The sequence below is a fragment of the Tenacibaculum sp. Ill genome (assembly GCF_051938915.1).
Classification (GTDB): Bacteria; Bacteroidota; Bacteroidia; order Flavobacteriales; family Flavobacteriaceae; genus Polaribacter; species Polaribacter larymnensis.
The window spans coordinates 2,510,401-2,532,492 of record NZ_JBPSCW010000002.1 but is presented as its reverse complement, the minus strand read 5'-3'; the positions used below and the strand labels follow the sequence as shown (position 1 = coordinate 2,532,492).

General features: G+C 30.3%; 25 protein-coding genes. 14 read left to right on the top strand and 11 right to left on the bottom strand.

Going from position 1 to position 22,092, the window contains the following annotated elements; all coding sequences use genetic code 11:
- The first annotated feature begins 18 nt into the window (after positions 1-18).
- The 5 genes from ACTPNM_RS11925 to ACTPNM_RS11905 all read left to right on the top strand — a co-directional run bounded on the left by ACTPNM_RS11925 (position 19) and on the right by ACTPNM_RS11905 (position 5,101).
- Positions 19-939 carry a PorP/SprF family type IX secretion system membrane protein gene (locus tag ACTPNM_RS11925; protein ID WP_440121992.1) on the top strand — a complete coding sequence of 307 codons (921 nt, stop codon included), beginning with the start codon at positions 19-21 and terminating at the stop codon, positions 937-939.
- A 12-nt stretch (positions 940-951) separates the two neighbouring features.
- A complete protein-coding gene (locus ACTPNM_RS11920; RefSeq protein WP_440121990.1) occupies positions 952-3,108 on the top strand; it encodes an OmpA family protein in 2,157 nt (718 codons plus the stop codon).
- A gap of 140 nt (positions 3,109-3,248) precedes the next feature.
- The gene (locus tag ACTPNM_RS11915) at positions 3,249-4,118 is read left to right on the top strand and encodes an OmpA family protein (RefSeq protein WP_440121989.1); all 870 of its coding nucleotides are present in this window, start codon (positions 3,249-3,251) and stop codon (positions 4,116-4,118) included.
- Between the two features lie 119 nt (positions 4,119-4,237).
- Positions 4,238-4,444: a hypothetical protein gene (locus tag ACTPNM_RS11910; protein WP_440121988.1), complete on the top strand. Its 207-nt coding sequence runs from the start codon at positions 4,238-4,240 to the stop codon at positions 4,442-4,444.
- 18 nt (positions 4,445-4,462) lie between these two features.
- Entirely contained in the window at positions 4,463-5,101 is a 639-nt protein-coding gene (locus ACTPNM_RS11905) for a hypothetical protein (protein ID WP_440121987.1), read from the top strand.
- 270 nt (positions 5,102-5,371) lie between these two features.
- Here the strand turns inward: ACTPNM_RS11905 and ACTPNM_RS11900 are convergent, their stop codons facing one another.
- From ACTPNM_RS11900 to ACTPNM_RS11875, 6 genes are all read right to left on the bottom strand, one after another.
- Complete coding sequence (locus tag ACTPNM_RS11900) at positions 5,372-6,499, bottom strand: energy transducer TonB (RefSeq protein ID WP_440121986.1); 1,128 nt, start codon at positions 6,497-6,499, stop codon at positions 5,372-5,374.
- Positions 6,500-6,647: 148 nt separating this feature from the next.
- Entirely contained in the window at positions 6,648-7,310 is a 663-nt protein-coding gene (locus ACTPNM_RS11895; protein WP_440121985.1) for an energy transducer TonB, read from the bottom strand.
- Between the two features lie 73 nt (positions 7,311-7,383).
- A complete protein-coding gene (locus ACTPNM_RS11890) occupies positions 7,384-8,052 on the bottom strand; it encodes an energy transducer TonB (RefSeq protein WP_440121984.1) in 669 nt (222 codons plus the stop codon).
- 198 nt (positions 8,053-8,250) lie between these two features.
- On the bottom strand, positions 8,251-9,180 hold the full coding sequence (locus ACTPNM_RS11885; protein WP_440121982.1) for a peptidylprolyl isomerase: 930 nt from the start codon (positions 9,178-9,180) through the stop codon (positions 8,251-8,253).
- Positions 9,181-9,291: 111 nt separating this feature from the next.
- Positions 9,292-10,737, bottom strand: coding sequence for a hypothetical protein (locus ACTPNM_RS11880; RefSeq protein WP_440121981.1), 1,446 nt, complete (start codon positions 10,735-10,737; stop codon positions 9,292-9,294).
- 109 nt (positions 10,738-10,846) lie between these two features.
- Positions 10,847-12,433: a peptide chain release factor 3 gene (locus ACTPNM_RS11875; RefSeq protein WP_440121980.1), complete on the bottom strand. Its 1,587-nt coding sequence runs from the start codon at positions 12,431-12,433 to the stop codon at positions 10,847-10,849.
- Between the two features lie 108 nt (positions 12,434-12,541).
- Here ACTPNM_RS11875 and idi point away from each other — a divergent pair, with 108 nt between their 5' ends.
- Genes idi through ACTPNM_RS11860 form a run of 3 tightly spaced genes read left to right on the top strand, consistent with a single transcriptional unit; the run spans position 12,542 to position 14,453 of the window.
- Positions 12,542-13,063 (top strand): isopentenyl-diphosphate Delta-isomerase, encoded by a 522-nt coding sequence (gene idi, locus ACTPNM_RS11870; protein WP_440066157.1) that lies wholly within the window; start codon positions 12,542-12,544, stop codon positions 13,061-13,063.
- A gap of 1 nt (position 13,064) precedes the next feature.
- The gene (locus ACTPNM_RS11865; RefSeq protein WP_099216270.1) at positions 13,065-13,478 is read left to right on the top strand and encodes a 6-pyruvoyl trahydropterin synthase family protein; all 414 of its coding nucleotides are present in this window, start codon (positions 13,065-13,067) and stop codon (positions 13,476-13,478) included.
- A gap of 3 nt (positions 13,479-13,481) precedes the next feature.
- Positions 13,482-14,453 (top strand): type I phosphomannose isomerase catalytic subunit, encoded by a 972-nt coding sequence (locus ACTPNM_RS11860; protein WP_440121978.1) that lies wholly within the window; start codon positions 13,482-13,484, stop codon positions 14,451-14,453.
- Positions 14,454-14,543: 90 nt separating this feature from the next.
- On the opposite strand, the gene ACTPNM_RS11855 is transcribed toward ACTPNM_RS11860, so the two are convergent.
- Positions 14,544-14,897: a hypothetical protein gene (locus ACTPNM_RS11855; protein WP_440121977.1), complete on the bottom strand. Its 354-nt coding sequence runs from the start codon at positions 14,895-14,897 to the stop codon at positions 14,544-14,546.
- A 490-nt stretch (positions 14,898-15,387) separates the two neighbouring features.
- Here ACTPNM_RS11855 and kdsB point away from each other — a divergent pair, with 490 nt between their 5' ends.
- The 5 genes from kdsB (at position 15,388) to ACTPNM_RS11830 (ending at position 18,048) form a co-directional block, all read left to right on the top strand.
- The gene (kdsB, locus tag ACTPNM_RS11850) at positions 15,388-16,122 is read left to right on the top strand and encodes a 3-deoxy-manno-octulosonate cytidylyltransferase (RefSeq protein WP_440121975.1); all 735 of its coding nucleotides are present in this window, start codon (positions 15,388-15,390) and stop codon (positions 16,120-16,122) included.
- Positions 16,115-16,801: an HAD family hydrolase gene (locus tag ACTPNM_RS11845; protein WP_274640582.1), complete on the top strand. Its 687-nt coding sequence runs from the start codon at positions 16,115-16,117 to the stop codon at positions 16,799-16,801. The genes kdsB and ACTPNM_RS11845 overlap by 8 nt, the downstream gene beginning before the upstream one ends.
- Positions 16,802-17,428, top strand: coding sequence for a CatA-like O-acetyltransferase (locus ACTPNM_RS11840; RefSeq protein ID WP_440121974.1), 627 nt, complete (start codon positions 16,802-16,804; stop codon positions 17,426-17,428). It begins immediately after the preceding gene.
- 22 nt (positions 17,429-17,450) lie between these two features.
- Positions 17,451-17,717 (top strand): hypothetical protein, encoded by a 267-nt coding sequence (locus tag ACTPNM_RS11835; RefSeq protein WP_274640584.1) that lies wholly within the window; start codon positions 17,451-17,453, stop codon positions 17,715-17,717.
- A gap of 133 nt (positions 17,718-17,850) precedes the next feature.
- Positions 17,851-18,048, top strand: coding sequence for a hypothetical protein (locus ACTPNM_RS11830; protein WP_047789135.1), 198 nt, complete (start codon positions 17,851-17,853; stop codon positions 18,046-18,048).
- A 28-nt stretch (positions 18,049-18,076) separates the two neighbouring features.
- Here the strand turns inward: ACTPNM_RS11830 and ACTPNM_RS11825 are convergent, their stop codons facing one another.
- The 4 genes from ACTPNM_RS11825 to ACTPNM_RS11810 all read right to left on the bottom strand — a co-directional run bounded on the left by ACTPNM_RS11825 (position 18,077) and on the right by ACTPNM_RS11810 (position 21,147).
- Complete coding sequence (locus tag ACTPNM_RS11825; RefSeq protein WP_274640585.1) at positions 18,077-18,541, bottom strand: sensor of ECF-type sigma factor; 465 nt, start codon at positions 18,539-18,541, stop codon at positions 18,077-18,079.
- On the bottom strand, positions 18,538-19,062 hold the full coding sequence (locus ACTPNM_RS11820) for a hypothetical protein (protein ID WP_440121972.1): 525 nt from the start codon (positions 19,060-19,062) through the stop codon (positions 18,538-18,540). Before ACTPNM_RS11820 ends, ACTPNM_RS11825 begins: the two co-directional genes overlap by 4 nt.
- A 33-nt stretch (positions 19,063-19,095) precedes the next feature.
- The gene (locus tag ACTPNM_RS11815; RefSeq protein WP_274640587.1) at positions 19,096-19,641 is read right to left on the bottom strand and encodes an RNA polymerase sigma factor; all 546 of its coding nucleotides are present in this window, start codon (positions 19,639-19,641) and stop codon (positions 19,096-19,098) included.
- A gap of 63 nt (positions 19,642-19,704) precedes the next feature.
- On the bottom strand, positions 19,705-21,147 hold the full coding sequence (locus ACTPNM_RS11810) for a nicotinate-nucleotide adenylyltransferase (RefSeq protein ID WP_099216260.1): 1,443 nt from the start codon (positions 21,145-21,147) through the stop codon (positions 19,705-19,707).
- Positions 21,148-21,228: 81 nt separating this feature from the next.
- Between ACTPNM_RS11810 and ACTPNM_RS11805 the strand changes: the two genes are divergently transcribed.
- Entirely contained in the window at positions 21,229-22,005 is a 777-nt protein-coding gene (locus ACTPNM_RS11805) for an MBL fold metallo-hydrolase (protein ID WP_440121971.1), read from the top strand.
- Positions 22,006-22,092: the final 87 nt, after the last annotated feature.

The window sequence follows — 22,092 nt, the reverse complement described above, 5'->3', positions numbered from 1 at the left end:
AATAAAAGTTTTAATCAAATGAAATTATATTTAAGTTTAATCTTAATATGTGTAATGAGTATCTGTATAACTACAGATATTCATGCACAACAAGACCCTCAGTATACACAGTATATGTATAATACTATGAATGTGAACCCTGCTTATGCAGGATCAAGAGGGCATACAGTAATCACTGCCTTAGGTAGAATGCAATGGGTAGGTTTTGAGGGAGCACCTAATACCCAAAATTTATCTTATGATACTCCTTTAGGGTATTCAGGGGTAGGGTTAGGAGTTAATTTAATGAATGACCAAGTAGGTCCATCTAGTGAAATATATTTAGATGCTAATGTTTCTTATAATATTCAAACTGGACAAGAAGGAAATTTAGCTTTTGGTTTACGTTTAGGAGGTAGGTTATTAAATATAGATTGGTCAAAAGGAACCTATAAAGATGATGAAGTAGTTTTTCAAGATAATATCAATAAGTTCTTACCAACAGTTGGGGCAGGTATTTATTATCACCAACCACAATGGTATGTCGGATTATCAGTACCAAATATTTTAAGAATGGAGCATTATGATGCCGATACTCCAGGTGAAGTAGCTGTAGAAAGAATGCACTTTTTCTTAATAGCAGGGTATGTTTTTGATATAAATGAAGACTTAAAGTTTAAACCAGCTGCTTTACTAAAAGGAGTTTCAGGAGCTCCACTATCATTAGATATCTCAGCAAATTTATTGTTTAATGAGAAATTTAGAGTTGGAGCTTCATGGAGATGGGATGATTCTGTAAGTGCACTTTTAGGTTTTCAAGCAACAGATTCTTTGCTTATAGGATACTCATATGATTTAACAACATCAAACTATAATGTAACAAATTCGGGAACACACGAAATCATGTTACAATATGAAATATTTAAAGATATTAGATATAGGTCCCCAAGATTCTTCTAAAAAAAGAGAAAAATGAGTTTTAAAAAATTACTAGTGCTAACAATGCTGTTAGTATTGGCAGTAAATGTTTTTGGTCAAAGTAGAAAAGTAGCAGATCGTTATTTTGAAGAGTTTTCTTATGTTCAATCAGCTAAATTATATAAAGATTTAGTATTAATTAAAGGAGATAGTTCTCAACATGTATTAAGTAGGTTGGCAGAATCTTACTATAACAATTCAGATACTGAAAAAGCAGAAGTTTGGTACCAAAAACTTATTTCTAATTTTAACGAAAAGGTTGAAGAAAAACATTTATTTAAGTACGCTCAAGCTTTGAGGAGTAATGGAAAGTATAAAAAATCAGATTCTATATTTTTAAAATTAGCACAATCTCAAAAAAGTAGTCTAAATGAAGAACTTAAAAAGGATAGTTACTTATTAGATTACAATAGTCAAGAAAAAAGGATAGGAGTAAGAAATCTGGCAATAAATACACCATACTCAGATTTTGGAGGGTTCTTATTGAATGGAAAATCATATTTTACATCCGCTGTACCTAATGATTCAAAAAGACAAAAAATATATAAATGGAACAACCAACCATTCTTAAATATTTACAAGGCAGAAGAGGATATACAAACATTAGAAGGTAGTAAACAAGATACTATTTTAGTTTTAGGTAACGTTCAAAAGCTTGGAGAACCAATAGCTTCTGAATTACATGAATCAACACCTGTTTTTACAAAAGATGGAAAGACTATTTACTTTACAAGAAATAATTCAGAAGGAAAAAGAGCAAGAAAAAGTAAGAAAAACACTTCTAACTTAAAAATTTATAAAGCTAGTTATGTAAATGGTTATTGGGTTAATGTTAAAGAGTTGCCATTTAATAATGATGAGTATTCAACAGGGCATCCAGCCTTAAGTCCGGATGAAAAAACATTATATTTTGTTTCTAATATGCCTGGAGGTTATGGACAATCTGATATTTATAAAGTAGCTATCAAAGGTAAAGATGAGTACGGAGAACCAGAAAATTTAGGAAGCTCTGTAAATACACCAGAAAAAGAAGTCTTTCCTTATGTAGGAAATGATAATGTATTGTATTTTTCTTCCAATGGGCATTTAGGTTTAGGACTTCTTGATATTTTTCAAGCAAAAATTAAAGAAGATGGTACATTATCATCACCAGAAAATTTAGGGTATCCATTCAATAGTAAAAAAGATGACTTTTCTTTTTTTATAAGTAATAATGGTAAAAGAGGTTTCTTTTCGTCAAACAGAGAAAAAGGAAAAGGCGATGATGATATTTATAGTTTCTTTATCTACACAGACCCACCTGTTTGTACACAAATTGTTAGAGGTGTAATAAAGAACAATAAAACAAATACTCCAGTAGATGCAGCAGTAATAAAGTTAATTAATAAAGAAAAAGAAATTATAGCAGAAACAATTTCTGATGGTTCAGGTAATTATACTTTTAAAGATGTACCGTGTAATAATACTTATACAATTACGGCAACTAAATTAGATCATAGATCAGGTAGAAGTGTTGTTTCAACTACTAGTAAAAGAAGTGATGAAGTTACAGCAAATCTTAAGTTAACACCATTAATTATAGGAAACCAAATAGTAATAAAACCTATTTACTTTGACTATGACAAGTCTGTTATAAGAGAAGATGCAGAATATGAGTTAGAAAATATTGTAACAGTAATGACAAACCACCCTGAATTAGTGATAAAAATAGAATCACATACGGATAGTCGTGGTCATAGAGATTATAATAGAATGTTATCAGATAAAAGAGCAAAATCTACTAGAGATTATATTTTGTCAAGAGGTATTGCTAGTAACAGAATTGAAAGCGCTATAGGTTATGGAGAAGATAAACCATTAAATGACTGTGTAGACGGAATAAGATGTTCTGAAGAAGAGTATCAATTAAACAGACGTTCATATTTCTATATAGTAAAAGGAAGTGAATCTATAGAAATAAGGCAAGAACAAGAGAAGAAAAGAGTGAGAAAAAGAATAGCTACTAAAAAAAGCAACTTTTTAGAGTTTTTAAGTAAGAATTTGAAGAGATCAGGAAGAGGTACAAGGCCTGAAAACAATAAGTGTTTTAAAGAAAAAGAAGAGGATTGCGATAGAATGAATAAAGAAATAAAAGTGAATTATAAGAATTAAGACTCTCACATAAATAATAGTAATATTATCAAGTAAAAAAACTCCTTTTTAAAAAGGAGTTTTTTTATTCATACAAGTATAATATTATGGAAAAAATTAAGTTATAAGATTACATTAACTTATTATCATTATTATTAATTATGAAGAAACTATTTATTCCTATGGCGTTATTGGCTTTAACAATGACGTCTTGTGTGTCAAAAAAGAAGTATGTTGAGTTAGAACAGAAGTACAATGATACAAGAGGAAATTTACAAAAAACAACTCTAGAAAAGGAGCAACTTGAAGCAAAGTTTGCTAAAATAGAAAAGAGAGTTGATGACTACAATGACAAGATTAATTCATTAAAAAATGTAAATGAATCACTCCATGAAGAAAATAACGTAAAGTTAGATATGGTTGGTAATACAGCTGTTATTTCTAATTCTATGAAAGAAAAAATGAGAGAAACACTTAAAAATGTTGATCCAGCCGAGTTAGCAAATGCTAAAACATTGAAAGACTCGATGAATGTAGCAGTATCTTACAATCTTAAGAAATCAATTAATACATCAGAATTGGAAAATGATGAAGATGTAAACATTGATATCGATCAAACGGTTGTGATGATTTCTGTTTCTGACAAGATGTTATTTAATACAGCAAGTTACAGAGTAAAAAGAAATGCTAACAAATTAATAAAAAAGTTAGCTGATATTATTAACTCTGAACCAAGTATGGATGTTATGATCGAAGGACACACTGATGCTAGGTCATTTAACTCTGGAGTTTTACAAGATAACTGGGATTTAAGTGTTAAAAGAGCAACATCTATCGTTCGACTTTTAGAGAAAAAATATGGAGTTGATCCAAGCAGATTAATTGCATCGGGTAGAGGTAGTGCTATGCCGTTAGTAGATAATAATACTGCTTCTAATAGAGCAAAAAACAGAAGAACTAGAATTGTAATCTTACCAAACTTAGATAAGTTTTTTGGTTTATTAGCTAAGGAAGAAAATATCAAACCTTAATCATTTAAAAACAACAAAAAGCCAGCATAATGCTGGCTTTTTGCTTAAATAGCTATAGTCCATAGTGACTTTATAGTTGTTTAAGTGTCTTAGTATATATTAACCTATTTAATTAAATTATGAAAAAACTATTGATTTTAACATTCGGAATTCTTTTTATGGTTTCTTGTACAGATAAAAAGAAAGAACAAGAAGAAAAACAGAAAATTGAAGCAGCTATAAAAAAAATAGACTCTATTGAAAATGAGGTAAAAGCTGGTATCGATAAATTAAATGAAGCAACAAAGAAACTTGAAGAGCAGTTGCAAGAAATAGATAGTATATAAATATAAAACTGAATCATTATGAAAAACATAAAACTAATAGCATCAATCGTAATGCTTTTTGCATTTATAGGAACTCAGCAAGCATTTGCCCAAGGAAAGGGTAAAGGAAAAGAAAAAAGTGTAGAGGTAAAGCAAAAAGGAAAGGATAAATCCGAAGAGGTAAAAGAAGAACTTGAGCAAGAAGTAAAAGATGTAAAAGAAAAAGGGAAAGACAAAGCTCAAGAAATGAAGAAGGAAAAAGAGTTGAAAGAAAAAAAGGATAAAAAACAAAGAAAAGATTCAAAGTCAGATAAGGAGAATAAAGGCAAAGGTAATGCTTATGGTCGAGATAAGAATGGAATGAGCGGAAGAGAATTTGGAAAAATGAGATCAAATGAAGCTAAGCAAAGAATTGAAGAGCAAGAAAAAAACATTCGTGATAGCGAAGGTGTTTTAAATAGAGGAAGAGAAAAGGTTAAAAAAGCTCAAGAAAGAATAAAAGAAGCTAAAGAGAATAAAGAAATCTCGGATGAAGAAGCTAAAGAAAAAGAAGAAGTAGTTCGCAAAGCTAATGAAAGACTTAGTGAGTTAGATAAAAAGATTCAAGAGCAAAAAGAAAAAGTTAAAAAAGAGAAAGAAGCTCTAAAGAAAATATTATTTCCAGAAGATAAGAAATAGTAATAAAATAGTATAGTAATAAAAAGAGGTAGTTAAAATTATTAACCACCTCTTTTTTTGTTTTAAGTGAATCGATTTTATAGTTACTAAGTATTGTATTTTGTCGTTACTTAAAGTATACCGTACTGTAGTTTATTTGTGTTAAAGCTTAGTTACATATAAGTTGAGTAAGGTTAAATAGTATTATTGTAAAAACTATTTGGACAAAAAGAAAAGAGCTTCTAATTAAATTAGAAGCTCTTTTTTTTATATAAACACTTTTAAGAGTTGTTATTCATGTAATTTGAAGTTAACAGGAATGTAATATTCAACATTAGCTGTCTTACCATTATGCTCTGCTGGAACAAATTTAGGTAACTTAGAAACCATTCTTTTAGCCTCTTGTTCTAATAATTGACCATTTTCAGGACCTTTCATCTTAATATTAGTTACTTCTCCTTTTTTGTCAATTATAAAGCGTACCCAAACTCTACCTTCAATGTTTTGTTCAGCAGCAGCAGCAGGATAGTTAAAGTTTCTTTGAATATGGCTAACCATTCTTTCGTTGAAACATGTTAATTTTTGCATATCTGGAACTTTTGTACAAGCTTTGAATTGAGGAATACTCTGTACTTCAACAAACTTCACAAAATCAGTAATAACCTTTTCCTTTTTAACAACGTTAGAACTTTTCTTAGCAACAACTCTGTTAGTAGTTCTAGATGAAGAACTGTTATTTGTTGCTCCTGGTGCTTTAAAAGTAATAGGAACTCCATATTTTACTTTTACAGTTCTACCATTATGTTTTCCAGGAATAAACTTAGGAAGATCATTAATAATTCTTTCAGCTTCTTTCTCTAAAGATTCACCACCTTTAGGTCCACGCATTAAAATATCTTCAACATTTCCTTGCTCGTTTATAGTAAACTGAACTAAAACTCTACCTTGTATTCCAGCATCAATTGCTTCTTGAGGATAGTTAAAATTCTTAATAATGTGTTTAGTCATATTAGTTTCAAAACACTTTGCTTGTTTAATTAAAGGAACGTTGTTACATTTACTAAACAAAGGAATTTCTTCTACTAAATTAAATGGTACTTTTTCAATTGTAGCAGAATTATCTTCTAACTCAAGTTTGCCAATTAATAAAGATTTCTTTTTAATATCAGCTACCTTTTGTGAAGAATTAATACCTCCAATAGCAGAGACCGCTTCTTTGTTCTTACGAACAACACGTCGTCTAGTAGAGACTTCAATAGATAGTTGTTTTTTTGCACCATTATCGGTGTCTTCGATTGCACATTTTGTGATACTGTTAGGATCTGCGATTTGTTCATCTGGAGTAGTACATACTTCCTGTCCTACAGCCGCTAAAGAAAGTAGCATGGCAGCTACTACTGAGGGGAATTTTTTAATCATTGTGCTCTAATTTTAAGTGTTTGGTGAAGTTAATTAAACGTTAACTAACGCTGTAAATATAAATAAAAAATAGAATATAACAAATTTATTCTGTTATTCAGTTGACTATAGTGTTAATAACCAAAAAAAGAACGAGTAAAAATTAGTTTTAAGGTACTCTAAAAATTATTGGTAAAGCGTATTTTACATTAACAAAACTACCTTTATGGCTACCAGGAATAAATTTAGGAAGTGTATTAATTAGCCTATGTGCTTCCTTTTTTAAAAGTTCACTATTTTCAGGCCCTTTTTTCTTTATATCAACAACATTACCTTCTTTATCAATTGTAAATTGCACTAAAATTTTGCCTTCAATTTTTTTTCGTAAAGCTTCTTTTGGATAATCAAAATTTCTAACAATATGTTTTATCATTTCTTTTTCAAAACACTTTGATTGTTGTAAAATAGGAGTGCTTTTACACCTATCAAACAAAGGAATTTGTTCTACTAAGTGAAAAGGAACTTTATCTAGAGAACTTAGGATATCTTCTTTTATATTTAACTTTTGAACAAGAGTGTTTTTACTTTTAATTTCTTCAACTTTATTTGATTTAGTTGAAATAGCATTTGCTTTTCTAAGTTTACGATGTCTTTTTCTTGTTGAAATTTCTTCAACTTTTTCAGTTTCTAGAGCTTCTTTTACATCTTCTATAGAACATTTAGTAATACTAATAGTATTTAAATCTTGGATGTTTTCATTAGGAGTTTCACATTTTTCTTGAGAATAAGAAAATGATATTGAAAATAAAAAAATGGTAAAGATATGTTTCATTTGTGTGTGTTAAAGAGGAATTTTAAGGAGCACGAAAATAAAATTATCTGAAAACTCAGATAAATATCTTATATTAATTTAAGATTAAATTTATAGGGAAAGAGTAAGTAACATCTACAGGGATTCCTTTTTCTTTACCAGACTCTAACTGAGGTAGTTTTTTGATAATTCGGTTGATTTCATTAGTAATAACTTTACTAGGCTTAGAACTAACTACTTGGATGTTTTTTGGATTACCATAAATATCTATAGTAAATTGAATTAAAATTCTACCACGTATACCTTCTTCTGAAAAGACTTCAGGAAAATAATTCTTTGAAAAATGTTTTTGCATATTGTCTTTAAAACACTTTTTAGCTTTTTCGTTAGAGCTATTTTTACATTTAGGAAATAAAGGAACTTCTTCAACAACCGAGAATAAAACTTCTTTAGTTTGAGATTTTAAAGAGTTTTTTATAGATAAATCATTGCTTGTAGTGACAATAGAAACTTTAGAAGAAGCACTTAAGCTTGATTGACTTTTTTGTGGTGATTTTCTTATTTTTTTTATTCTATTTCTAGCAATTAATGTTTTTGTAGTTCTTTCTCTTGGGGTTTGTTTTTCGTTAACAATATCACATTTTTTTGCGCTTATAATATTTAAATCAATAGCGTTATCTTCTGGTGTAGTACATACTTCTTGAGCTTTTAGTTCGATAGAAGACAGAAGAATGAGTGTAAAATAAAGTAAAGTTGTTTTCATAGGTTTTAAGAGCTTGTTTTGTGATGTAAAAATCACCCTTTTTTACTTTTTTGCTCTTAAGTAATTATGATAAATCTATTAAGTAATATACTCTTTAATGTTATGAATATTAAATAAATATTAAGTGAAATTAGAGCATAAAAAAGCCTTCATAAATTATGAAGGCTTAGTTAACTTATATAATTATGTTGTAAGTTACTATTTTACATTCATTAACTCAACATCAAAAATTAAGGTTGCATTAGGAGGGATTACACCACCAGCACCTTGTGCACCGTATGCTAAGTCAGAAGGAATTACTAAACGAGCTTTGTCACCAACTTTTAACAATTGAATACCTTCATCCCAACCAGGAATTACTTGACCAACACCGATAGCAAAATCAATAGGTTGTTTACGTTTGTATGATGAATCAAATACAGTTCCATCTAATAACTGACCTTTGTAGTGTACAGAAACCATAGCTCCTTTTGTAGCTTGTTTACCGTCTCCGTTTTGTAAGATTTTATAACGTAATCCGCTTGGAGTTTCATCGTATCCAGCAGCTACTTGGTCTAATAATTCTTTTTGTTTAGCTTTAGCTTCAGCTTCACGTTTTTCACGAGCTCCTTCAAAAGTCCTAAAAGCTTCCACTGCATTAAAAGCTTCAGCAGTATCACCAACACGTATAATCTCTACATCCATAGTATCGTCTTGAGCAATTGAATCAACAACATCTTGTCCTTCTACAACACTACCAAAAACAGTGTGCTTACCGTCTAACCAAGGAGTAGCAACATGTGTAATGAAAAATTGAGAACCATTTGTTCCAGGTCCTGCATTTGCCATTGATAATTTTCCTGGAGCATCATGCTTTAATTCAGGGTGAATTTCATCATCAAATTTATAACCAGGGTTTCCTGTTCCAGTTCCTTGAGGGCAACCACCTTGAATCATAAAGTCAGCAATTACACGGTGAAACTTTAAACCATTATAATAAGGAGTTCCTTGTGGTTTTGCTGAGTTTTCTAAGTTACCTTCTGCTAAAGCAACAAAGTTACCTACAGTTCCAGGAGTTTTTTCATATTCTAAGTTTACTAAAATATCACCTTTTGGAGTGGTGAACTTTGCATAAATTCCGTTATCCATTTTTCTCTTGTTTATTTATATATGTACGATTCCCTATATCCAAAATTTAGGAAAAAAGAATCTTAAATTATTAAAATAGCTAAATCATTGTTTTTCTTAGCAATGACAAAGTTAGTTTTTTACTGATAAAGTTGAAAGGTTAAAGCTTAAACCTATGTTAATATTATTTGAGTTTACATTACCGAAAGGAGAATAATATCTACCCCCAGAAGCAATTATAGAAATCTGATTTACGATATCATAACTTAATCCAAGTGTAGGACGAATTATAATTCCTTCGTCAGTATCTACACCAGCACCTCCACCAGCACCAGCCATAACTTCAATAAAACCACGTACTTTATCATTGAAAAATCTAGGGCTATATACACCACCACCAACTAATCCGTGAGCATAACCACCAGAACGACCATCGTAAGCAAAACCAGCTTCTCCTACAACATACAATGAATGATTCAAGTCATAATTAACTTTAAAACCAATTAATTGTAAGTCAATTTCTGTAGCGTCTAAAAGGTCATCTGTTTTAGCAACATCAAAATAACTTTGATTTTGTACTTCAAAACGTAATCCTTTTGTATTGTAAGTGCTATTTTCTTCAGAAGATACTCCACCGTTTAATCCGAAGTATTTTAATCCAAACCCGAAGGTATAAGCTTCTAAATCTCCAGCTATAGCACGATAGTAACCTCCATGACCACTAATAGCAATGTTTTTAAATAGTTTTAAATCGATTCCGGCAGAAGGATAAATCATTAATCCTCCTTCAGGAGCCACACGACCACCAGCAGCACCAACACCTAATTTTCCGAATATATTAATGTACTTCGATTGATATGGATGATATCCTGCACCTACAAATAGATCCATAAAACCAGCACGTAAGCCTCTATAAATAGCATCAGTATGTGCGAATAAGAAGGTGTTTTCGTTCAAATATTTTTGATATTCAAAACCGATGACATATAATGTCTCTGTAAGAGGTTCTTGATTATTGGCGTCATCTTTCCTAGAATTACCAATAGGTTTAAAGAAATCAAAACGGATTTGTTGTGCATTTCTAACAACTGGTTTGTTCCAAAAACTATCTGGAGAAAGATTGTACGCTACAAACTTTTGATGGGCTTTATCATAATCAGTAAAACGTAAAATGCTTGGTATCTCTACAAAGAAAGAAACGGAGTTACTTTTTATTTCTCCTGATAAAAAGTTAACGTGGCTATATTGTACACCAAAAGAATAATCATTCTTTTTATATTGTAATCCAATATTAGGATTGATAAAGCCACCATCATTTACCAGATAGCGATATCCACCACCACCACCAATATGGAAATTAGCATCAATATATAAGTTTTTGTATAGTTGTTTATTAACTCCTAATTCAGCGCCTAAAGTAAATAATCCTCCCTGATCTCCTGTTACTGCAAAATGGAATCCGGCACCACCATACAGCCAATCGTTAATAGGAATTTGGTAATGTAAACCAGTTAGTCCCATCGTTGATTTTAAGCTAGGAAATTCATCCGAAGGCATTTCAACAGGAATAAAATTCAACCGAACTTTATTATGTAATTCTTTTCCCTGTAAACTCGATAAACTCCCTTGACTGTGTATTGAGGAAAAAGAGAAAAAAGAGAAAAGAAAAAATGCTATGTAGTGTTTTTTAGAACTCACTAGTGAAATGTAATTTTACCGTTGGGTATTTACTTTGTGTCATTTGAATTGTAAAAGGTGAGTCAGCTAAAAATACTAGTTGACCTTGTTTGTCTTTCGCTAAATAGCGTTGTTTTACACGCTTAAACTCTTTGAACTCTTCATTTTTAGGGTCTTCTGGCTCAACCCAACAAGCTTTATGTACTCCAATGTTTTCATACGAGCATTTAGCTCCGTATTCATGCTCTAAACGGTATTGAATTACTTCGTATTGAAGCGCTCCTACAGTTCCTACAATTCTACGTCCATTCATTTCCATTGTAAATAACTGTGCAACTCCTTCGTCCATTAATTGGTCTAAACCTTTGTATAGTTGTTTAGCCTTCATTGGGTCAGCATTGTTTACATAACGGAAATGTTCTGGAGAGAAACTAGGAATTCCTTTAAAGTTTAATTGTTCTCCTTCAGTCAAGGTATCACCAATTTTAAAATTTCCTGTATCGTGCAAACCAACAATATCTCCAGGGAAAGATTCATCTACAATTTCTTTCTTTTCAGCAAAAAAGGCATTAGGACTAGAAAACTTTACTTTCTTACCGTTACGAACATGTAAGTAAGGAGTATTTCTTTTAAAAGTTCCAGAAACAATCTTCACGAAAGCTAAACGATCACGGTGTTTAGGATCCATGTTTGCATGAATCTTAAATACGAAACCAGTTAATTTATTTTCTTTAGAGTCAACTAAACGTTCTTCAGCTTGTTTTGGTTGTGGGTTTGGAGCAATATCAATAAAGCAATCTAATAATTCCTTCACTCCAAAGTTGTTTAAAGCGGAACCAAAGAAAACAGGCTGTAAATCTCCATTTACATAAGCTTCTTGTTCAAAATCTGGGTATACTTCATTCACTAATTCTAATTCTTCACGAAGTGTATTTGCAGAATTTTCTCCAACAATTTTATCTAGCTCAGGGTTATCTATATCATCAAATTCAACACCTTCAGAAATGGTTTGTTTATTGTCTCCAGAAAAGATGTTTAATTTCTTTTCCCAAATATTATAGATTCCTTTAAAATCGTATCCCATTCCGATAGGGAAACTTAAAGGAGTTACTTTTAAACCTAATTTTTGCTCAACTTCATCTAATAGATCAAAAGCATCTTTACCTTCACGGTCTAATTTATTGATAAAAACAATCATCGGGATTTTACGCATACGACAAACCTCTACTAACTTTTCGGTTTGCTCCTCAACCCCTTTTGCAACATCAATAACTACAATAACACTATCAACGGCAGTTAAAGTTCTAAAGGTATCTTCAGCAAAATCTTTGTGACCTGGTGTATCAAGAATATTGATTTTTTTGTCTTTATAAATGAAAGCTAATACAGAAGTGGCTACCGAGATACCACGTTGGCGCTCAATTTCCATAAAATCGGAAGTAGCTCCTTTTTTAATTTTGTTATTTTTAACCGCACCAGCTTCTTGAATTGCTCCACCAAAAAGTAATAACTTTTCAGTTAGGGTAGTTTTACCAGCATCGGGGTGTGATATAATTCCGAATGTACGTCTCTTCTGTATTTCTTCTAAAAAACTCATCTATAAATTTTAAGGTTGCAAAGATACATTTTAAAGCGAACTGTTCAAAAGGTTTTAATTGTTGAACTGGTCTCAATTTCGTAAGTTTGCTTTTCGTAAATTTTCTACATGAAAGAGCAAGTAATTTTAGTTGACCAGCAAGACAATCCGATAGGGTTAATGGAAAAGATTGAGGCACATGAAAAAGCTTTACTACACAGGGCTTTTTCGGTATTTGTTTTTAATAATAAAAATGAATTAATGTTGCAACAACGTGCTGCTGAAAAATATCATTCACCTTTATTATGGACAAATACTTGTTGTTCACACCAAAGAGATGGAGAGTCGAATATAGAGGCTGGAAAACGTAGATTACAAGAGGAAATGGGTTTTTCATGTGAGTTAGAAGAGGTGTTTTCTTTTATCTATAAAGCGCCGTTTGATAATGGTTTGACAGAACATGAATATGATCATGTAATGATTGGTAGATTTAACGACGAACCTATTGTAAACCCTGAAGAAGTAGCTTCATATAAATGGATGCCTTTAGAAGAGGTGAAAAATGATATAGAAAATCATCCAGAAGAATATACAGCTTGGTTTAAAATAATTTTTAAAGAATCTTACGATAAAATATCTAAGTATATTTAATATGCCTAAAGTAACAGTTCATAGAAAAGCACATTTTAATGCTGCACACAGGTTATTTAACCCTAAATGGTCTGACGAGAAAAATTATGAGGTTTTTGGTAAATGTAGCAATCCTAATTACCATGGTCATAATTATGAGTTAATTGTTTCATTAACTGGTGAGATAGATCAAGAAACAGGTTATGTATATGATTTAGGTAAACTGAAAGATTTAGTTAAGTTAAAGGTTGAAGATGTTTTAGATCATAAAAACTTAAATATTGAAGTTGAAGAGTTTAAAAATGTCAATCCTACAGTAGAAAATATATCTGTGGTAATTTATAATAAGTTACGTGTAAGTATTCCTGAAAAATTAGACTTAGAAGTTACATTATACGAAACTCCGAGAAACTACGTAACTTATAGAGGTGCTTAATCTATGATAAACCAATTACTACGATTTACTCCAATTTTAAAACAAAAAATTTGGGGAGGAAAAAAACTAAACCAACTACTTCATAAAAAATCAGATGGTTCCAATATTGGAGAAAGCTGGGAAATTTCTGATGTTGACAGAGATGAATCAATCGTTAGTAACGGTAACTTAAAAGGGAGAACATTAAGAAGTCTTTTAAAAGAGTATAAGCATGATTTAGTAGGTAATTATGTTTATAAAACTTTTGGAAAACAGTTTCCGCTGTTAATAAAATTCATAGATGCTAAAGAAGTACTAAGTATTCAGGTACATCCTGATGATGATTTAGCAGGACTTCAAGAGTCTTATGGAAAGACCGAAATGTGGTATGTAATGCAAGCTGATGAAGAGGCTAGTATTATAATAGGGTTCAAAGAAAATTCAAGTAAAGAAGAATACATACAGCATCTTGATAATAAAACACTTTTAAGCATATTAAATGTTGATAAAGTAACTAAAGGAGATGTGTATTTTGTACCTCCAGGTAGAGTGCATGCTATTGGAGCAGGTTTATTGATTGCGGAAATACAGCAAACTTCAGATATTACTTATCGTATTTATGATTGGGATAGAAAAGATATTGATGGTAATTACCGAGAATTACATACAGAAAAAGCATTAAAAACAATAGATTTTTCAGCTAAGAATACTTATAAAACAACTTACTCGAAACAAGAGAATGTAGCAAGCCAGGTAGTTACATGCCCTTATTTTACAACGAATATCCTTCCTGTAAAAGGAAAGAAAGAAGTTGATTTATCAAGAAAAGATAGTTTTATAATATATATGTGTGTGGAAGGAGAAGTAACATTTTTTTATGATAGCCAACAAGAAATCATAAGAAAAGGAGAAACAATCTTGGTACCAGCATGTATTGATAAAGTAGAAATTTTATCAGAAGGTTCTTCAGAGTTATTAGAAACGTATATAAAATAAGCTTAAGAGAAAAAATCTCCTAAGCTTATAAACAAACCAAACTAACTTAACGATTGCTCAATTGATTGTAAAATCAATTTTTAGGAATAATTAAGATGCTTTTTTAATAGTATAGCCAAAAGTAGCTGTACAAATAATATTTTGTTTCTTTTCTTCTTTTTTAGATACTGTTATATTGAAAATAATTTCAGTATCGCTCAATTTTTTAATATTGTTTTTGATAACAAGCTTATCATTAAGGTAGGCATTACCTAACAGATCAAATTCGATGCTGTTAAAACTAAAATTAGAAGAATCTGGATAAAAGTCTAAAGAAGTGTTCGCGCTAGATTCAATTTTATCATATAAAACTGAAGCTTTTAGCACTTTGTTTTTGCTAACTTGTTTTTTGTTAACTACAAATTGGTTAGACTTATTGTTTGATGTGATATTTAATGTTTTCATGATAATTTTAAGGATTAAGTATTAGTAATTCCGGATCTCTGTAAAATGGGTTTTGTACTGAGTACATTACTGTTGAGGCTACGTGTTTTCTAATTGAATTTCGATACTTAAAAGTGTTCATAATGTTTAAAATTTAAAATATTAGTAAATAAAAAAAGGTGCTTTTTTTAAAAAAAGCACCTTGGTTAAGTTTTATAAAAATTGATTATTTAAAATCGATGTTTAAATCTGTTTCTTTGGGTGCTTTTAGTTACATATACATATTGTTTATGCATGCGGGCATTACACATAATCGAATTGATTGTGTTAAAAATAAACGTGTATGTGCCTAAAAGCGCCTTCATAATGATCCAAAAATAGTAAAAGTTTTTAATAATTGAATAAAATCAAAAAGTATTTAATGTTAAAGTTTTATCAATGTGAGCTTTATCAGTTTTTATGTTAGTAGTTTAAATATGTATCTTTGATACGTAAACACTTATGATTATTTATGAAGATAATAGCAATGATTCCTGCACGTTACAGTGCATCACGTTTTCCTGGGAAATTAATGAAAGATTTAGGCGGAAAACCTGTAATTGTAAGAACTTATGAGGCTGCGGTAAAAGCTAATTTGTTTGATGAAGTATATGTGGTAACAGATTCTGAAGTAATTTATAACTCTATAGAAAAGATAGGGGGTAAGGTGTTAATGAGCCAAAAAGAACACGAGTGTGGTTCTGATAGAATTGCTGAAGCGGTTGAAAACTTAGACGTAGATATCGTGGTAAACGTACAAGGAGATGAGCCTTTTATTGATACAGTTTCGTTGTCAAAATTAATTAGTGTTTTTAAATCTGATGTTCAAAAGGAAATTGATTTAGCATCACTAAAAGTAAAAATGACAAATGAAGAAGAGATTCAAAACCCTAATAACGTAAAGGTAATTACAGACATAAATGATTTTGCTATTTACTTTTCAAGAAGTGTAATTCCATATCATAGAGATAAAGAAGTAGCTGTTAATTACTACAAACATAAGGGAGTTTATGCATTCAGAAAAGAAGCTTTAATCGATTTTTATCACACACCTATGACACCAATAGAGGCTGCTGAAAAAATTGAATGTATTCGCTACTTAGAAGTAGGGAAAAAAATTAAAATGATTGAAACTTCAGTAGAAAGCATTGGAATTGATACTCCTGAAGACTTAGAAAAAGCTATAAAATTATTAGAAAATGAATAATATTAAAATAATATCCTTTGATGCTGATGATACACTTTGGGTAAACGAAACTTACTTTCGTGATGCTGAAGATGACTTTGCTCGATTATTATCTGATTACGAAACGGAAAATAAAATCCATCAAGAGTTATTTAAAAAGGAAATAGAAAACCTTAAAATATATGGATATGGAGTAAAAGGTTTTATGTTGTCAATGGTAGAATGCGCTCTAGAAATTTCTAACTATAAAATCAGTCCAAAAAAAATGGAAGCAATTTTAGAGATAGGAAAAGAGATGCTAGAAAAGCCAATAGAGTTGTTAGATGGGGTAGAAGAGGTTCTACAAGAGTTACATGGAAAATACAAGTTAATTGTAGCAACAAAAGGAGATTTGTTAGATCAAGAACGTAAGTTAGCTAAATCAGGAATTTTAAAATATTTTCATCATACTGAAGTAATGAGTGAAAAGAAAAAAACTGATTATAAAAAACTTGTAAAAAGGTTAGATATTAACCCTTCTGAGTTTTTAATGATAGGAAACTCATTAAAATCAGATGTATTACCTTTAATAGAAATAGGAGCAACTGCAATTCATGTTCCATTTCATACAACATGGGCGCACGAAGAAGTAAATGAAGAACAAAAGTCAGATGCTTATAAAACAGTATCTAGTATTACAGATGTATTAAAGTTTTTATAAATGAAGTATCTAGATATTGAAAATTGGAACAGAAAAGAACTTTTTAAACACTTTAGAGCTTTAGCAGACCCAACTTTCGGTTTAGTAGCAGATGTAGATGTGTCTAGGACTTATCAATCGGCAAAGGAGAAAAATCAATCCTTTTTTGTTCGGTATTTACACGCTTGTATGAAAGCTATAAATGCAGTTGAAAACTTTAAGTATAGAATAGAAGGAGATAAAGTTACAGTTTATGATGTTATTAATGCATCAACAACTGTAGCAAGAGCAGATACAACATTTGGCTTTTCTTATTTTGATTATTCAGAAGATTTTGAAACGTTTAACAAAAGTTATCTAGAAGAAAAAGAGCGAATACAAAATTCAACTAATTTATTACCTCCCAGATATTCGTTAGGCTGTATACACTCTTCAGCGATTCCTTGGGTAAGTTTTACAGGACATAAAGAACCTTTTTCAGGAAACAAAAATGATAGTGTTCCTCAATTAGCTTTTGGTAAATTAAAGTATGAAAATGATAAAATATTAATGCCGGTAGCAATAAATGTAAATCATGCTTTGGTAGATGGATATCATGTGGGGCAGTTTTTTGAAAAATTTCAACAAGAATTAGATAAAATCGATTAATTTTGCATCAAAATTTATAATTATGGCAAGCATAAAAAATTTAAAGAAAGATATTAACTATACATTAGGAGACATTATTAGTATTTGTCAAATAACTACAGAGTTAAACCCTGAAGCTGATAAAGCGAAAGCAGACGCTATTGTAGATGAAGTTATTGTAACTTTTGATGATTTAATTGCAAAGGTAAATGCAAAAAATGTTGAAGATAAAAAGGCTCACTATAAATCAGTAAGTGCTGATTTAGAATCAAGAGCAAACGCTTTAATAGAAAAAGTAAATAGTTTATAATACTATAAATTATATGTTTAAAAAGCGAGACTTAAACAAGTCTCGCTTTTTTTTTGATAAATTTTAACACTAACATTGGAATAAAATTTCGTAAATTACGTTCAGTATTTAATAACAGATAACCCCAATAAATATGGCAAGAGCTATGTACGAGTACACGAAAACTGTACTTCAAAAGGTTAGTTTTAACGCTGATTTATTTTGTAAAGAGCTTGAAAAAGCTTTAGGTAGATTACTACCTTATGAAATAGATGAACTAACTATTTGGCTAAAACAATTTACGGCTAATAAACCAGATTTATATGTTTGTTTAGCCTTAGTCGATAAGTAAAAAAAGGAAGCTTAAAAGCTTCCTTTTTTTATTTTCGATGTTTCCTTTTTTCACCTTTTAGCTTTTTTATAAGCTTTCGGTGAAATTCGTGTTCAGCCACCTCTAAAGTGAGGATTTTTTTATCTGATAAAAAGGTAGAAAGGTTATCATAAAAATTAGTTTTAGTTTCATATTGTTCTTTTGAAACAGACTTAATTTTATTGACAATTTCTTTTGATTCTTTATCGGTTAAGCTATCAATTCCTCCACAACTAAGTATTTTCTTTTTTATACTGTAACGTTCTGCTTTATGAAGCTCAATCATTTTTTTATCGTAGACATTGTATAATGGCCAAAATTTATCAGCCTCTTTTTCTGTAAGGTTTAACTTTTCAGAAAGAAAAGCCACTTTAAAAGCTTTAATTTTTTCATAGTTACCTTTTTTTGTCTGTGATTGAACAGAGAAAAAAGAAGTAAAAGCTACTAATAATATAAGTAAGTGTTTCTTCATCATTGTTCTATTTCGTTTATAAGTGTTGGTGTGTCAACAGAATCTAAGTAATCTTCAAGTGTTTCATCACTAATAGAGGCCAGTATATCTTCGTCTAGTTCAGAAGTGTTTAATGTTACTGCAAGTTCGCTGTTGTCAATATCACCATATCCATTTTCATACCAAGATTCTATATCAGTAATAGTAATGTCTTCAAAAGTAATTTTTTGAGTGTTAAAATAATTAATGCCAATAAAAAGTAAAACTGAAGCCGCAGCTGCTATAGGAATATATTGTAGAACTCTTTTACGAAAAGAAATTACTTTCGTTTCTGTAGTTAATTTTGATTGAATTTGAGTTTCAATATCGTCAAAATAACTGTCAGGTGTATTAAATGCTTTATTTTTTGGTAAACTATCTATAAATATAGATGTGTTAATAGTTTCTTCAACTCCTTCAAAATAGTTTTGAGGAGTCGAAAAACCACAATCTTTACCAACCTGCTGGTTTATAAAATCTATAGTATGTTTTAATTTTTCATTCATTACCCTAGTAAGACTATTGTTTTTGTAAAAGGTTTAATTATAGTTCTTTATAAAATGTTCTATTTTTTTTGCGGCTATATGATACGAGGCTTTTAAAGCTCCAACTGAGGTGTCAAGAATCTCAGAAATTTCTTCATATTTCATAGAGTCAAAGTACTTCATGTTAAATACTAATTGCTGTTTTTGAGGTAATGTAGCAATTGCTTTTTGCAAAATAAGCTGAATTTCATCACCAGAAAACCAATAATCACTATCTAGCGTAGAAGTTATTTGTAGTTGATAATCAGAAATATGTATGTTTTTTTCTTTAGCTTTTTTATTTATGAAAGTTATAGCTTCATTAGTAGCTATTCTATACATCCAAGAAAATAGTTTACTATCTCTTTTAAAGTTATCAATATTTTTAAAGACTTTAATAAATGTGTTTTGTAAAACATCATCAGCGTCTTCATGAGAAATTACAATTTTTCGTATATGCCAATACAATCGCTCTTTATATTGAGATACAAGGCTTTTAAAAGCAATCTCTTTAGTAGTAGATTGCTGTAATTGATCTATAAGTGTAATTTCGTCAATCAACTAAAACTGTTTAGCTGTTAGACTTTAAAGATAATAAAAGGTTTAAAAAGAGGTGTAAAAAGATTACTTAATTCTTTTTGTGCATCCAAATAAACGTTTTTCCTTGATAGTTTCAGAAACTCCTTTAGGAAGCATTTCTTCCCATCCTTCTTCTCCATTTTTTATTTTCTTTAAAACTTTTCTAGAAAAAATATGTAAGATGTTAGGATTGAAATCTTTAATATCAATTAAACGACCATTATTTTTAAAGAACTTATAAAGTTCTTTCATTCTTGGATGTACTTTAAGGTTTTCGCTTGTTATATACTCTCCTGTTTCCTCATTTTTATAAGGATACATATATACCTTTAAATCTCTATAGAAAAGTTTACCAAAAGCTTCTAAAATACCACCACTTAAATCACGGTAGTATTTTTCATCAAAAATTTGAATCAGGTTGTAAACCCCCATAGCAAGTCCCATACGTTCTTTAGTATATTCACTAAAGTATTCTACTAGCTTGAAGTACTCTTGATAGTTGGTAATCATAACATTTTGACCAAGAGAACATAAAAGTTCAGCTCTATCTAAAAAGTCACGTTCATTAATTTCTCCTTCGGCACGAAGGTTACTCAAGGTAATCTCAAAAATAATTTTTGTCTTTTTTGGGTCTACTTTATTCTCGTCAAAGAATAATTGTTTAGCACGTTCAAACATATCCATATTTACTTTGGTAACAGGCCTGTAGCTACCACGAAGTGCTAAGATATTCTTTTTATAAAGTACTTGTGCTGGTAATAAGTTGTTTCCATCAGGACCAAACATTACAGCATTAGTCATCCCATTTTTAACAAGTTGTAAACTCATTAAACGATTATCAACATACATAAATCGAGGACCAGAGAAATTAATCATATCAATCTCTAAACGGTCTTTATCAATGTTGTCGTAAAAAGATTTTAATAAGTCTTTTGGATTGTCATTTAAGTAGTAAGCTCCATAAATTAAGTTTACACCTAAAACACCTAACGTTTCTTGTTGCTGACGAGCATCAGTTTCTTTAAAACGGAGGTGTAAAACAATTTCGTTGTAATCTTCTAATGGATCTAACTGAAAACGAATACCAACCCAACCATGACCTTTGAATTTCTTAGTAAAGTTAATCGTTGCTACTGTGTTAGCATAACTAAAAAATAATTTATCAGGGTGTTTTTGACGATCAAGGCGCTCCTCAATTAAATCCATTTCATGCTTTAGCATCTTTTTTAATCGAGGTTCAGTAACATAACGATTGTCTTTTTCAACTCCATAAATGGCATCAGAAAAGTCTTTATCGTAAGCACTCATAGCTTTTGCTATTGTACCAGAAGCTCCACCGGCTCTAAAAAAATTACGAACAGTTTCTTGACCAGCTCCAATCTCTGCAAAAGTCCCATATATATGAGCGTTTAAGTTAATCTTTAACGATTTCATTTTGGTAGTTGGTACAGTACTTATCTTTTGATCTCCTTTTAACGTAATTGCCATTTTGTTATTTTTAGTTACGTAGTACAAATGTACTGAAATTACAAACTAACAGACAATTTTTGTTGTATTTTTGTGGTGAAAATGAAGAAAAAAAATCAAGTAAAAATAACTTTTTTAGGAACAGGAACTTCTACTGGAGTTCCAATGATTACAAGTAAACATCCTGTAGCTTTATCTAAAAACCCCAAAGACAAAAGATTACGATCTTCGGTGTTGGTTTCATGGAATAATATTAATTATGTGATTGATTGCGGACCTGATTTTCGTCAGCAAATGATGCGCGAAGAAGTGGCTTCAATAAACGGAATTTTATTTACACATGAACATGCTGATCATATAGCTGGTTTAGATGAAATTCGTCCGTATTGTTTTCAAATAGGTCCAGTACCCATTTATTTAACAGAAAGAGTACTAGGAGTTTTACAAAAGCGATACGATTATATATTTGCGACTGAAAACCGATATCCAAGTGCACCAAGTGTAGCTCCAACCATTATATCACATAAAAAAAGTTTTGAGTTAGATGGGGTAGAAGTAACTCCAATTGAAGTAATGCATGGTAATTTACCAATTCTCGGATACCGTTTTAATAATGTAGCTTATATAACTGATATTAAAACTATTTCTGAAGAGGAGAAAGAAAAACTAAATGATTTAGAAGTTTTAGTAGTTACAGGTTTGAGAAGAGAGCCTCATAAAACACATTTTAATTTAGAAGAATCATTAAGTTTTATAGAAGAGGTTAAACCTAAGAAAGCATATCTAACCCATATTAGTGAGCTTTTAGGGTTGCATGATGAGGTTGAAATAGAGTTACCTGAGAATGTGTTTTTGGCTTATGATGGATTACAAGTTTAGTATTAAAAATATCAATACTACAATCAATATAAATTACCTGAAGTAATTGATGATTTTAAAATAGCTTCTTATTTTTACTTTAAATTT